A 13,777-nucleotide genomic window follows, 5' to 3' on the forward strand; every position below is an offset into this window, starting at 1 on the left:
CCCGCCCCCGCACCCAAGGAACCATCATGCCATTTCCCGCACATCCTGACCGGTTGCATTCGGCCCTCAAACCGTTGCCCGACGCTGAACGCTTGCTGCTGATCAAGGGTGGCATGATCGTCACCATGGATGACAAGCTGGGCAACTTTGCCGAGGGTGACATTCTGATTCGCGGCACCGAAATCATCGGCGTCGGTGCACGACTCAATGCTGAAGGCGCCGAGGTAATCGACGCCAAAGGCATGATTGTCATCCCCGGAATGGTCGATACCCATCGCCATGCGTGGGAAGGCCAGTTACGTCGCATCAATCCGGATTCGCCTTCGCTGGAAGACTATTGCAACGCCACCCACTTCTCGTTCGCCAAGTACTACCGACCACAGGACATGTACGTCGGCAACCTGTTGACAGCGCTGGGCTGCATCAACGCGGGCATCACCACCATCATCGACAACTCCCATAACGCTCGCAGTGGCGCGCACTCCGATGCGGCCATCGAGGCGCTGCAGGACGCGGGTATCCGGGCCGTTCATGCGCCGGGTGCGCCGTTGTCGGGGGAGTGGGAATCGACGCAGTGGCCCGGTGATTTGCGCCGCTTGAAGAGCAAATACATGCAGCAGCCGGAGTCGTTGGTGACGCTGGCGATGATGTCGCAAATCAACCGGGAGCAGTGGGCAGTTGCCCGCGAACTGGATTTGAAAATAGTCACCGAGTTCTTCGGTGCCGGCATGGCCTCTGAACTGGAGGCCTTGAGCGAAGAGGGCTTGCTGGGCCCAGACAACATTTTCAACCACTGCACCTGTCTGCCCGATCAAGGTTGGTCGATCTTGCGGCATGCCGGGGTGAAGGTGAATGTCTGCCCGCGCTCCGATGCTCACTATGGACTTGAAGACGGTGTATTTGCCTGGCAGAAAGCCGTGGATCATGGCATGAATCCTGGCCTGAGCGTGGACAACGAAAGTTCATACGGCGGCGACATGTTCAGTGAAATGCGTGTGGCGTTTTACCTGCAGCGTGCCGCCGCTCACAGCGCGCACTTTCACGGTAAACAAGCGGCGCCAGACCTGGTGAATGCGCGGCAGCTGCTAAAAGCCGCCACGCTCGACGGCGCGGCGTGTGCCGGGCTTGAGTCGACAATCGGCAGCCTGACGCCGGGCAAGCAAGCCGACATCGTGCTGATTCGCACCGACAGCCTCAGCCTTTATCCCTCCAACAACGCTATAGGCACCGTGGTGCATGCGGCGGAGCGCGGCGACATCGACACCGTGATCATCGCCGGGCGCATTCGCAAGCAAAACGGCGTGGTGTTGAACGTGGATCGTCCGCAACTGGAGATGGCGACCGAGGAATCGCGCACTCATCTGTTCTCGGCGGCGGGCTACAGCCCGGACCCTTTTGCCGAAACCTTCAGCCTCATTCACGCCCAATAAGAGGTCACGGTCATGGTCCTGATTTCATTTGCGCTGGCCTTTTTGGCCGGCATAGCGATAGCGGTGCAAGCGGCAGTCAATAGTCAACTGGCCGGGGCCATGACCGGCAACACGATGGCGGCGGCGTTCTATTCGTTCTTTACCGGAATGATCCTGCTGGGTGTGATCGCGTTTTTTCGTGGCGGCCTCAGCGAGTCGCTCAGCGTCATCCCCAGCCAACCGGGCTGGCGTCTGGTGGGCGGGGTGTTGGGCGCCGGTGCGATTTTCTGCACCGTGTGGCTGGCACCCCGCATTGGCCTGGCGAACTTGTTGGTGCTGGTGATCGCAGGGCAATTACTGTCGTCGGTTGCCATCGATCATTTCGGTTGGCTGGGCGCAGTGGTCCGGCCGGCGGCGGCGATAAAGATCGCAGGCGCCGTGGTGGTTCTGCTCGGCGTGGCACTGACGTTGTTCGGCGAACGGCTGATCGCGCTGCTGGCGCGAGCCTTCTGAGGGTGATGTCATGTCGTTACCTGGATTTGGCTCGATGCACAGAGCGCTGGCAGGTGCCTTGCTGCTGACGAGTGTCAGTCAGTGGGCGAACGCCGATTTTTTCAACGATTCCCATGCAACGTTTGAAACACGCAATGTGTATTTCAATCGCGACTTCCGCGACGGTCCCGGCACTCAGCAATCCAAACGCGAAGAGTGGGCTCAGGGCTTGATGCTGAAATTTGAGTCGGGCTACACCGCAGGCTTTTTAGGGGTTGGAGTGGACGCCATCGCAATGTTGGGGGTGCGTCTGGACTCCAGCCCCGATCGCGCCGGCAGCGGGTTGTTGCCAGTGCGTGCCGATGGCCGTGCCGCCGCGCAATACGGCAAGTTGGGTTTGACCGGTAAAGTAAAGGTGTCGCAGACGCAATTGAAGGTCGGTTCGCTGATTCCCTCATTGCCGACGTTGCGCCCGAACGATGGCATGATCCTGCCGCAATCATTCGAAGGTGCGCTGCTGACTTCGCAGGAGTGGGCCGGCACGCTGTTGACGGCGGGACAATTGCAACAAGTCAAAGCGCGTAATGACACCGGCTATGAAGACATTACGCTCAACAACAAAAACAACCGGTTTACCCGTAACGCTCCCGGTGACCACTTCGACCTTGCAGGTGTCGACCGTCAACTGAGCGACGACCTTGCGTTCAGCTATCACTACGCGGCGCTGGACAATGTGTACCGCCAGCACTTTGTCGGGTTGGTCGCGAAACGGGCGCTGGCATTGGGCACGTTCACCAGCGATTTGCGATGGTTTACGAGTGAAGATCAAGGCGCCGCGCGTGCAGGGAACATCAATAATCAGGCGTTCAACGGCCTTGTCGGTTACGGCCGTGATGGCCACAAAATCACTGTCGGCTATCAACGGATGGTCGGTACCAGCGCATTTCCCTACATCGAACGCAGCGATGCCTACCTGGTCAACTTTGCGCAAATCGGTGACTTCGCTGAATCCTCGGAGCGTTCCTGGCAAGTGCGATACGATTTCGATGTCGAAAAACTGGGTGTGCCAGGCCTGACGGTCATGAGCCGCTATATTGCCGGCGACAACGCTCAGGTAACGGGCGTGACGGGGAAAGGCAATGAATGGGAACGCGACACTGAAGTCAAATACGTCATACAGGGCGGTACCTTCAAAGACCTCGCATTGAGAGTGCGCAACGCCACTTATCGCTCCTCGTTCAGCCGCGATGCCGATGAAACCCGCATCCTGCTCACTTACACCAAGAGCTTGTGGTAACTGCAGAGCCAGCCCCTGTGTTCGAAATCAATCGCGAAAAGGGTGACCAGGGCACAAGGTGCGTGGCCGAGGTTGCCGTCCCAAAAAGGTGCGACCGCGCACTGTTTGTGAACCTGCTACCCGACCACCGTAGCCAACGGTAGCGCCTGTGAGCGGTACGTCGGGTAACACTGGTTTCGGCCAATCATGCATCCATCTGATTCAAAACAACTTTCAAACAACACACATTTCGCGACAGACCTGTGGCACACTTTCTGCTGTCTATTCCGTTGTTACATACCAATATCCGGTATAGCGGAATACACATCATCCTGGAGTGCTTGCCATGCATCGCCGACCTTCCTTGTTAAAAGCGTGTGTTTTTGTTGTCGCAGCTACCGCTGCTGCCATGGGCGTTGCTCATGCGGCAGACAGCAAACTCGATAGCGTGTTGGCCCGTGGAAAATTGATTGTGGGCACGGGCAGTACCAATGCGCCGTGGCACTTCCAGGGAGCAGATGGCAAGTTGCAAGGTTTCGATATTGATATCGGGCACATGATCGCCAAAGGACTGTTCAACGACCCGAGCAAGGTTGAATACGTGGTGCAGTCTTCCGACGCGCGTATTCCCAACCTGCTGACCGACAAGGTGGACATCAGTTGCCAGTTCATCACGGTGACCGCCAGCCGCGCACAGCAAGTGGCGTTCACGCTGCCGTACTACCGCGAAGGCGTCGGTTTGTTGCTGCCAAACAACAGCAAGTACAAGGAAATCGAAGACCTGCAAGCGGCCGGCGACAGTGTGACGGTGGCGGTGCTGCAGAACGTGTATGCCGAAGAGTTGGTGCATCAGGCGCTGCCCAAAGCCAAGGTCGATCAGTACGACAGCGTTGACCTGATGTATCAGGCGGTGAACTCCGGGCGTGCCGATGCAGCCGCAACGGACCAGTCTTCGGTCAAATACCTGATGGTGCAAAACCCGGGTCGTTATCGCAGCCCGGCGTATGCCTGGAGCCCGCAAACCTACGCTTGTGCAGTCAAGCGTGGCGATCAGGACTGGCTGAATTTCGTCAACACCGTGTTGCATGAAGCCATGACCGGCGTTGAGTTTCCGATGTACGCGGCATCGTTCAAGCAATGGTTTGGTGTCGACTTGCCGTCGCCGGCAATCGGTTTCCCTGTCGAATTCAAATGAAAACTGCTGCGCTCGGGAATGCTGGGTTGAACACCGGCTCGACAGGCTCGTTGGCTGACGTCGACTGCGCTGCCTCGCCCGTTTTCGCCTTGCCTTTCCTGCGCGCGCGACGTTTCCAATCGTGAATGAGCAGCGGGGCGCCTTTAACGCGCCTCGCTCAAGGTACTGCTGACCATGAACTATCAGTTGAACTTTGCCGCCGTGTGGCGTGATTTCCCCAGTTTGCTGGCAGGGCTCGGTTTGGGCCTGGAGCTGGCGCTGGTGTCGATCGCCATTGGCTGCGTGATCGGCCTGCTGATGGCGTTTGCTTTGCTTTCAAAGCATCGCGCCTTGCGGGTGCTGGCATCGGTGTACGTGACGGTAGTGCGTAATACGCCGATTCTGGTGTTGATTCTGTTGATTTACTTCGCCTTGCCAAGCCTTGGGATTCGGCTGGATAAAATACCTTCGTTCATCATCACGCTGTCGCTGTACGCCGGGGCTTATCTGACCGAAGTGTTCCGCGGTGGGCTGCTGAGCATTCCCAAAGGGCAGCGTGAAGCAGGGTTGGCAATCGGGCTGGGCGAATGGCAGGTCAAGGCCTACGTTACGGTGCCGGTGATGCTGCGCAATGTGCTGCCGGCCTTGTCCAATAACTTCATTTCGCTGTTCAAGGACACCTCGCTGGCCGCTGCGATTGCGGTGCCGGAGCTGACGTATTACGCGCGCAAGATCAACGTCGAGAGCTATCGGGTGATCGAAACCTGGATGGTCACCACTGCGCTGTACGTGGCGGCTTGTTACCTCATTGCCATGATGCTGCGTTACCTCGAGCAGCGTCTGGCGATTCGCCGATAGGAGCCCCTCATGTACGAATCACCGAGTTGGTTGCATGAGTTGTGGGTTGCCCGGGAAGTGCTGTGGCAAGGCTTTGTGACCAGTGTGCAGGTCTCGGCACTGGCGATATTACTGGGCACGCTGATCGGCGTTTTTGCCGGACTGGTGCTGACCTATGGCAAGTTCTGGATGCGTGCGCCGTTCCGTTTTTACGTCGACATCATTCGCGGCACGCCCGTGTTTGTGCTGGTGCTGGCCTGCTTCTACATGGCACCTGCGTTGGGATGGCAAATCAGCGCGTTTCAGGCCGGCGCCTTGGGCTTGACGCTGTTCTGCGGCTCGCATGTGGCAGAGATAGTGCGCGGTGCCTTGCAAGCGCTGCCGCGAGGACAGATGGAGGCGAGCAAGGCCATCGGCCTGACGTTTTACCAATCCCTGGGCTACGTGTTGTTGCCCCAGGCGCTGCGGCAAATCTTGCCGACCTGGGTCAACTCATCCACCGAGATCGTCAAGGCGTCGACGTTGCTGTCGGTGATCGGCGTGGCCGAGTTGCTGCTCAGTACGCAACAGATCATCGCTCGCACCTTCATGACCCTGGAGTTTTACCTGTTCGCTGGATTTCTGTTTTTCGTCATCAACTACGCCATCGAATTACTCGGGCGGCACATTGAAAAGCGGGTGGCCTTGCCATGACTCAACCTCAAGCTTCCACGAATCAAAACGCTCAGGCCCTGCTGGACATTCGCGGTCTGCACAAGCAGTACGGCAAACTCGAGGTGCTGAAGGGCGTCGACCTGACGATGCAGCGCGGCAACGTTGTCACGCTGATCGGTTCCAGCGGCTCGGGCAAGACCACGTTGCTGCGCTGCGTGAACATGCTCGAAGAATTTCAGGGCGGGCAGATCGTGCTCGATGGCGAGTCCATCGGCTATGACGAAGTGAATGGCAAGCGTGTGCGCCACCCGGAGAAAACCATCGCCCGCCATCGTGCGATGACCGGCATGGCGTTTCAGCAATTCAACCTGTTCCCGCACCTCACCGCGTTGCAGAACGTGACGCTCGGCTTGCTCAAGGTCAAAAAACTGCACAAGGATGAAGCGGTCGTCCTGGCCGAAAAATGGCTCGATCGCGTCGGCTTGCTTGAGCGCCGCGATCATTTTCCCGGTCAGCTGTCTGGCGGTCAGCAACAACGCGTGGCGATTGCCCGGGCGATTGCGATGAACCCCAGCTTGATGCTGTTCGACGAAGTCACCTCAGCGCTCGACCCGGAACTGGTGGGCGAAGTATTGAACGTGATCAAAGGCCTGGCCGATGAAGGCATGACGATGTTGTTGGTGACCCACGAAATGCGCTTCGCCTTCGAGGTGTCGGACAAAATCGTGTTTATGAATCAGGGGCGTATCGAGGAGCAGGGTCCGCCAAAGGAACTGTTCGAGCGCCCACAATCGCCGCGACTGGCGGAGTTTTTGAAGAACACGCGTTTTTAATCTTTTAACTTTTCAATCAGGAGAAACACTCATGAGCATTACTCGTTACGGCACTGGCAGCACCGCCGGTGGCGGCCAGCCCCGTCCTTTCGCCCGCGCCGTTGAAGCCGATGGTTGGCTGCACGTGTCTGGCCAGGTGCCGGCGCTGGATGGCGAAATCATTGTGGGTGGCATCGTCGAGCAGACTCACCAGACCATGAAGAACCTGATCGCCATTCTCGAAGAGGCCGGTTATGGCCTGGAAGACGTGGTGCGCACTGGCGTCTGGCTGGAAGATCCTCGGGATTTCTGGAGTTTCAACAAAGTTTTCTCCGAGTACTTCAAAAGCGAACACGCCCCGGCGCGGGCCTGTGTGCAGGCGAACATGATGGTCGACTGCAAGGTTGAAATCGACTGTGTCGCGTACAGGAAAAAGGCTTGAGATTTGCGGTGGGTTCTTCGCGAGCAAGCCCGCTCCCACAGGGCAACGCGTTCCGATGTGGGCGCGTGGCTTACCCGCGAAGTCGGCCTAACGGTTGCCGCTGCTCTCTGGTTAAACTCCCGGCATTTTGAAGGGGACTTGAAGACATGACTGAAGACACCATCAAGCGCCGGGCACGTGGTCTGGACCGGGCGTTCGATATTCTCGATTTCCTCAAGGAAGTCGGCAAACCGTTACGTCCGAATGAAATCGCCAGCGGCATCGACAGCCCGAAATCGACGATCTACGAATTGGTTGCCTCATTGCTGGAGCGGCGCATCCTGGAGCCTGTGGGCAAGGACGGTCACGTTTATCTCGGGCGCCAGTTGTACTTTCTCGGGCAGGCACATTTGCGTCATTTCGACCTGACCCGTGAGGCCGATCATGCTTTGCAGGAGATCGTCAGCCAAACCCGTGAAACCGCGCAAATGTGCCTGCTTAACGGGCGCAAATACACCGTGGCCTTGATGAAAGAGGGCGAGCGGCATTTCCGTATTTCTTCCGATATCGGCGAGAACGCGCCCATTCCCTGGACCGCTTCCGGGCGCCTGCTGCTGGCGCACCTGAGCGATCAGGAAATCGACGACCTGATCGATCACGATGACTTCATCCTGCCCAGCGGCGAGCGCCTGCCGATGGAGCAATTCCTGCGGGAAATCCGTCAGGCGGACATCGATGGGTTTTTCTCTTTTGATAGCGTTGCCGACACCTTTACCCACTGCTTCGCCGCCCCGGTCAAAGACCCCGGCGGTATCGCGATTGCGACCTTGTGCATCGTCGCCCCACGGGCGGATGCCAAAAACAACTACAACGACTATCGCCGAGTGCTGATCGACAGTGCCAACAATCTGGCCCGGCGCATCAACGAATAACCGCGCCGGCCTGCTGCCGCGCTTGTAAGGAGTTCCACCATGTCTACTGCCGAAAATACTGCCGCCGTGGAAAAGGGCTTTGCCCAGACCGGTGCCAACCTGGTGCGTGACGTCAGCCTGCCGGCGCTGGTGTTGCACCGCGACGCCCTGGAACACAACATTCGCTGGATGCAGGCCTTCGTCAGCAACAGCGGTGCTGAACTTGCTCCCCACGGTAAGACCAGCATGACGCCTGCGTTGTTTCGTCGCCAATTGGACGCGGGTGCCTGGGGCATCACCCTGGCCAGCGCCACGCAAACCCGTGCCGCTTACGCGCAGGGTGTGCGTCGCGTGCTGATGGCCAACCAATTGGTCGGCACGCCGAACATGGCATTGATCGCCGACCTGCTGGCAGACCCGGGTTTCGAATTTCATTGCATGGTCGATCACCCGGATAACGTCGCGGACCTCGGTGCGTACTTCGCTGCACGCGGTTTACGCCTGAATGTGATGATCGAGTACGGCGTGGTGGGCGGTCGTTGCGGGTGCCGCACTGAAGAAGAAGTGGTGGCGCTGGCCAAGGCTATTGCCGCGCAACCGGCGCTGGCGTTGACCGGCATTGAGGGCTATGAAGGCGTTATCCATGGCGACCACGCGCAAACAGGTATTCGCGCGTTTGCCGCTTCACTGGTGCGCTTGGCGGTGCAGCTGCAGGACAGCGGCGCGTTCGCCGTTCCCAAGCCGATCATCACGGCGTCGGGCTCCGCCTGGTACGACCTGATCGCCGAATCTTTCGAGGCGCATAACGCCGGTGGACGTTTCCTCAGTGTGTTGCGCCCAGGCAGTTATGTGGCGCACGACCATGGCATTTACAAGGAAGCGCAATGCTGCGTGCTGGACCGTCGCAGTGATCTGCACGAAGGCCTGCGCCCGGCGCTGGAAGTCTGGGCACACGTGCAATCGTTGCCGGAAGCAGGCTTTGCGGTGATCGCCCTGGGCAAACGCGACGTGGCCTATGACGCCGGTTTGCCGGTGCCGTTGCTGCGCTACAAGGCCGGCGTCGTGCCGGCGACGGGTGACGACGTCAGCGCCTGCAAAGTGACGGCGGTGATGGACCAACATGCTTTCATGACGGTGGCGCCGGGTATTGAATTGCGGGTGGGCGACATTATTTCGTTCGGCACTTCGCACCCGTGCCTCACGTTCGACAAGTGGCGGACCGGGTGCCTGGTGGATGAGCAGTTGAATGTGATCGAAAGCATGGAGACCTGTTTCTAAGGTTTGGGACCGAAGTGCGGCCATCGCGAGCAGGCTCGCTCCCACACTGAACCGCGTTGCAATGTGGGAGGCCATGGAGGCTTGCTTCTAGGGTTTGAGAGCGAGGCGCGGCCATCGCGAGCAGGCTCGCTCCCACACTGAATTGCGTTGCAGTGTGGGAGGCCATGGAGGCTTGCTTCTAGGGTTTGAGACCGAGGCGCGGCCATCGCGAGCAGGCTCGCTTCCACACTGAATTGCGTTGCAATGTGGGAGGCCATGGAGGCTTGCTTCTAGGGTTTGGGACCGAGGCGCGGCCATCGCGAGCAGGCTCGCCCCCACACTGAACCGCGTTGCAGTGTGGGAGGCCATGGAGGCTTGCTTCTAGGGTTTGGGACCGAGGCGCGGCCATCGCGAGCAGGCTAGCTCCCACACTGAACCGCGTTGCAATGTGGGAGCGACCCTGCTCGCGATGGCGGCCGTCCAGACAACACCGAAACACCAGAGACTTCACACGATGAACACCTTCAGTACCCTTAGCCTCAACACTGTTCGCATCGCCCTGATCGGCGAATGCATGATCGAACTGCAACAGCGCGCCGATGGCAGCCTGCAACAAAGCTTCGGCGGCGATACGTTGAACACAGCGGTTTATCTGTCCCGCGAACTAGGCAGCGCTGGCCGCGTGGATTACGTCACCGCACTGGGCGATGACAGCTTCAGCGATGCCATGTGCCGCAGTTGGGCAGAAGAAAATATCGGGCTCGGCATGGTCCAGCGTCTGCCCGGCCGTTTGCCTGGTTTGTATTGCATCCAGACCGACGCGGCGGGAGAGCGGCGCTTCCTTTATTGGCGTAATGAGGCCGCTGTTCGCGATTGTTTCACCACGGCGGCCGCCGCGCCGATTCTCGACGCGCTACCGGATTACGACGTGTTGTATTTCAGCGGCATCACCCTGGCAGTACTGGGCGCGCAGGGGCGGGAGAAGTTGCTGAAAACCGTGATTGATGCGCGGCAACGCGGCGCGCGGATTGTTTTCGACAATAACTACCGGCCGCGTTTGTGGGCGTCGGTCGAAGAGGCCCGCGCCGCCTATCGCAGCCTGTTGCCTTACGTGGACCTGGCGTTGCTGACGGTTGATGACGAACAGGCGTTGTTTCATTTTGCCGACACCGACGCCATATTTGCTGCCTACCAACAAATCGGTACACCTGAGGTGGTGCTCAAGCGTGGCGCCGAAACCTGCTTGATTCGCTGCGACGATCAAGTGTTCGAAGTGCCGGCGCAAAAGGTTGAGCTTGTGGTCGACACCACCGCGGCCGGGGATTCGTTCAGTGCTGCGTATCTGGCGGGCCGGCTCAAAGGTGCAAGCCCGGTCAAAGCCGCCGAGGCTGGGCATTGGTTGGCAAGTCGGGTTATTCAGGTGCCGGGAGCGTTGATCCCCAAGGTTTGAAATCCAAGCGGAAGGTTTAATCCACCAAGGCTTGAAATCCAATCCTTGTGGTGAGGGGATTTATCCCCGTTGGGCCGGGGAGGTTAACCACAACGGGCCTGCTGCGCAGTCCAGCGGGGCGGTGCGACGTTTCGATAAATCCCCTCGCCACAGGGTCTTCGGTGGGGGATTGGAACCTTGAGTCAGCGCTTCAATCGCGGAAAAACACCTGCACCAAGTGATAACCGAACTTGCTCTTGATAGGGCCGTGCACGACTCGCAATGGTTTTTTGAAGATCACCGCGTCAATCACCCCGACCATTTGTCCTGGCCGGACTTCACCCAGGTCGCCGCCGCGTTTGCCGGAGGGGCAGGTGGAGTATTTCTTGGCCAACACATCGAAGGCTTCGCCCTTGGCGATGCGTTGTTTGAGTTGCTCGGCTTCTTCCGAGGTTTTCACCAGAATATGGCGGGCTTGAGCTTTCATTGGGGCGAGTACCTTGCAACGGTGGTGACAGCGGGGCGGGCGATTATGCCTCAACTCACTCGGGTTGGCCGATCATCGTACGAATCTTGTTCGCCAGCAGGTCGATGGAAAAGGGTTTGGCCACCATGTCCATGCCTTCCTCCAGGAAACCCTGGCGCTCAGTGGCTTTTTCGGCATAACCGGTCATGAACAATACCTTTAGGTCAGGCCGGTGCTGACGAGCGATTTCTGCCAGTTGCCGACCATTCATGCCGGGCAACCCGACATCGGTCACCAGCAGGTCTACTCGCCGATCTGATTCCAGCAACGGCAGGGCACTTTTCGCGTCCTCCGCTTCGTGGGCGTGGTAGCCCAGCTCGTTAAGCAGGTCCAGTACCAGCATGCGCACCGCCGGGTCGTCCTCCACCAGCAACACCGTTTCACCGGCAAATGCCGCAGGGGCCTCGCTGGTGACCGGCACCAGCGTATCTTGCGGCTCCGGGTAGTGCAGGCGTGGCAAGTACAGGCGCACGCAAGTGCCTTTGCCCGGTTGGCTATCGAGATTGACGTGCCCGCCTGATTGCTGCGCAAAACCGTAAATCATCGACAAGCCAAGACCTGTGCCCTGGCCGATGGGTTTGGTGGTGAAGAACGGGTCGAACGCCTTGGCCAATACCGAAGGTGTCATGCCGGTGCCGTTGTCGCTGACGGCGATCATCACGTAATCCCCGGCCTTGATCGGTTCCAGCGTTGTGAGGTCGCTGCCGTCGAGATAAACGTTGGCCGTTTCAATCAATAACTCGCCACCGTCGGGCATTGCGTCGCGAGCGTTGATCACCAGGTTGAGCAGCGCGTTTTCCAATTGGCTGACATCGGTGCTGACCGGCCAGACTGTCTCGGCCAGGCGCAGCGTGAGTCCTATGTGATCGCCTTTGGTTCGGCTGAGCAGATCTTCCAGCGAGTGCACCATATCGTTGGCGTCCAGTGGCTTGCGATCCAGTGACTGGCGCCTCGAAAACGCAAGCAATCGATGGGTGAGGGCGGCTGCCCGGTTGGCGGATGAAACCGCTGCTTCGGTAAAACGGCCGATTTCGTCGGCGCGCCCATCGGCAATGTAGCGTTGCATCAAATCGAGGCTGCCGATAATGCCCGTGAGCATGTTGTTGAAGTCATGGGCGATGCCGCCCGTCAACTGGCCGACTGCTTCCATTTTCTGCGCATGACGCAAGGCGTCTTCGGCGCGTTCACGCTCGAACATCTCATTTTGCAAACGCTGGTTGGCTTCGGCCAATTGTTGCGTGCGTGCAGCCACGCGCTCCTCCAGGGTTTCATTGAGGTTGCGCAGCGCTTCTTCGGTCTTTTTGCGTTCTGTTTCGTCGATCACGAAGATGTAGAAACCGTTAACTGCACCATCCGGTCCGTGGCGAGGCAGGTAATTGGTCAACGCGTGACGAATGCTGCCGTCGTGGTGTCGTGTATTGAGGCTGAAACTGCAAGGTTTGCCCTTCAATGCGTCCTTGATGTGCTCGGCGCGCAACGCATATGCCTCGTGCCCCAGCACCTCGCGGATGGTCTTGCCGTACAGTTCCTGAGGCGTGCGGCCGTACCAGTGCAAGTAGGCGGCGTTGTTCAGCCTGAAACGTTGTTCATGGTCGACATAGCTGATCAACACCGGCATCGCGTTGATGATCAATTGCAATTCTGTCTGGCTCTGACGCAGCGCCTGCTCGGTGTGCTTGCGTTCGGTGAGGTCCAGCGCAGCGCCGAGAAACCGTACCGGCCGGCCATGATGGTCCTTGTAGCAACGCCCGCGAGCGAATACCCAGCGCAATTGGCCATCGGCCTGCAACAACCGATATTCCTCGGCGTATTCGGTGCCGTGGGTGATGCAATGCTTGATGCTGCGAGCGATCAGCGCCCGGTCTTCGGGGTGCACGCCGTGCAGGTAGTCGGTGATTGGCAATTGGCGGGCCTTGGCCGGGTCCACACCGTGCAATTGAGCGAAATGCGCATCGGCGATGAAGCGATCTTCGCGGATGTCCCAATCCCAGGTGCCCACGGCGTCCGTGGCAGCCAGTGCCAATTGCAGGCGTTGTTCGGTTTCGTGCTGCGCCTTGAGGCTGGACGCCGAGCGCTGTTCGAGTTCCAGGGCGATGCTGCGGCGTTCGTTGGTTTCGATGACAGTGACCAATATCCCGGTCACTTGCGCGGCTTCATCACGGATCGGGCTGTAGGTCAGGTCCAGCCAAAAGTCGGATTCTTTGCCGTCGCGCTGCAGGGTAAAGCGCTGTTCGCTGTAGGTTCGCACTTGCCCCTGTAGGACAGCGCTGTAAATAGGGTCGGTAAAGTCTTTAAGTTCTGGCCATATCTGGTGCGCGGGTTGTCCGAAAGCCTCCGGGTGCTTGCTGCCGGCGAGCAAGGCAAAGCCATCGTTGTAGATCTGCGTTAACTCCGGGCCCCATAACAAAAGCATGGGCATCGGCGAATGAATCACGATGTCCACGGCGGTACGCAGGCTCTGTGGCCAGTTACTGGCGGCGCCCAGGGGGCTGCGACTCCAGTCAATTCGGGCGATCAAGGCCTGGGCATCGCTGCCGATCGGTGATGCGTTCATCAAGATGTCCTGCACTTAAGTCGGT

At 58.9% G+C, this 13,777-nt stretch carries 13 protein-coding genes; 11 read left to right on the forward strand and 2 right to left on the reverse strand.

The window, feature by feature from the left end:
- The first annotated feature begins 26 nt into the window (after window positions 1–26).
- The 11 genes from ACQR3R_RS05555 (at window position 27) to ACQR3R_RS05605 (ending at window position 10,693) form a co-directional block, all read left to right on the forward strand.
- Complete coding sequence (locus tag ACQR3R_RS05555; RefSeq protein WP_428271014.1) at window positions 27–1,430, forward strand: amidohydrolase family protein; 1,404 nt, start codon at window positions 27–29, stop codon at window positions 1,428–1,430.
- A gap of 12 nt (window positions 1,431–1,442) precedes the next feature.
- Window positions 1,443–1,922 carry a DMT family transporter gene (locus tag ACQR3R_RS05560; protein ID WP_428271015.1) on the forward strand — a complete coding sequence of 160 codons (480 nt, stop codon included), beginning with the start codon at window positions 1,443–1,445 and terminating at the stop codon, window positions 1,920–1,922.
- Window positions 1,923–1,932: 10 nt separating this feature from the next.
- Entirely contained in the window at window positions 1,933–3,198 is a 1,266-nt protein-coding gene (locus tag ACQR3R_RS05565; protein WP_428271016.1) for an OprD family outer membrane porin, read from the forward strand.
- A gap of 325 nt (window positions 3,199–3,523) precedes the next feature.
- The gene (locus tag ACQR3R_RS05570) at window positions 3,524–4,372 is read left to right on the forward strand and encodes a transporter substrate-binding domain-containing protein (RefSeq protein ID WP_428271017.1); all 849 of its coding nucleotides are present in this window, start codon (window positions 3,524–3,526) and stop codon (window positions 4,370–4,372) included.
- 174 nt (window positions 4,373–4,546) lie between these two features.
- Window positions 4,547–5,209 (forward strand): ABC transporter permease subunit, encoded by a 663-nt coding sequence (locus ACQR3R_RS05575; protein ID WP_428271018.1) that lies wholly within the window; start codon window positions 4,547–4,549, stop codon window positions 5,207–5,209.
- A gap of 9 nt (window positions 5,210–5,218) precedes the next feature.
- Window positions 5,219–5,881 carry an ABC transporter permease subunit gene (locus ACQR3R_RS05580; RefSeq protein WP_428271019.1) on the forward strand — a complete coding sequence of 221 codons (663 nt, stop codon included), beginning with the start codon at window positions 5,219–5,221 and terminating at the stop codon, window positions 5,879–5,881.
- Complete coding sequence (locus tag ACQR3R_RS05585) at window positions 5,878–6,675, forward strand: ATP-binding cassette domain-containing protein (RefSeq protein WP_428271020.1); 798 nt, start codon at window positions 5,878–5,880, stop codon at window positions 6,673–6,675. Before ACQR3R_RS05580 ends, ACQR3R_RS05585 begins: the two co-directional genes overlap by 4 nt.
- Before the next feature lie 31 nt (window positions 6,676–6,706).
- A complete protein-coding gene (locus ACQR3R_RS05590) occupies window positions 6,707–7,096 on the forward strand; it encodes a Rid family hydrolase (RefSeq protein WP_428271021.1) in 390 nt (129 codons plus the stop codon).
- Window positions 7,097–7,242: 146 nt separating this feature from the next.
- A complete protein-coding gene (locus ACQR3R_RS05595) occupies window positions 7,243–8,007 on the forward strand; it encodes an IclR family transcriptional regulator domain-containing protein (protein WP_428271022.1) in 765 nt (254 codons plus the stop codon).
- A gap of 39 nt (window positions 8,008–8,046) precedes the next feature.
- Window positions 8,047–9,264: an alanine racemase gene (locus tag ACQR3R_RS05600; RefSeq protein ID WP_428271023.1), complete on the forward strand. Its 1,218-nt coding sequence runs from the start codon at window positions 8,047–8,049 to the stop codon at window positions 9,262–9,264.
- A gap of 493 nt (window positions 9,265–9,757) precedes the next feature.
- The gene (locus ACQR3R_RS05605; RefSeq protein WP_428271024.1) at window positions 9,758–10,693 is read left to right on the forward strand and encodes a PfkB family carbohydrate kinase; all 936 of its coding nucleotides are present in this window, start codon (window positions 9,758–9,760) and stop codon (window positions 10,691–10,693) included.
- Between the two features lie 190 nt (window positions 10,694–10,883).
- On the opposite strand, the gene ACQR3R_RS05610 is transcribed toward ACQR3R_RS05605, so the two are convergent.
- Both ACQR3R_RS05610 and ACQR3R_RS05615 read right to left on the reverse strand, forming a co-directional pair.
- Window positions 10,884–11,159: a peptidylprolyl isomerase gene (locus ACQR3R_RS05610; protein ID WP_008066899.1), complete on the reverse strand. Its 276-nt coding sequence runs from the start codon at window positions 11,157–11,159 to the stop codon at window positions 10,884–10,886.
- 55 nt (window positions 11,160–11,214) lie between these two features.
- Complete coding sequence (locus ACQR3R_RS05615; RefSeq protein ID WP_428271025.1) at window positions 11,215–13,752, reverse strand: PAS domain S-box protein; 2,538 nt, start codon at window positions 13,750–13,752, stop codon at window positions 11,215–11,217.
- Between the last annotated feature and the right edge of the window lie 25 nt (window positions 13,753–13,777).

The sequence above is a fragment of the Gordonia sp. IEGM753 genome, from assembly GCF_050321825.1.
Taxonomy (GTDB): domain Bacteria; phylum Pseudomonadota; class Gammaproteobacteria; order Pseudomonadales; family Pseudomonadaceae; genus Aquipseudomonas.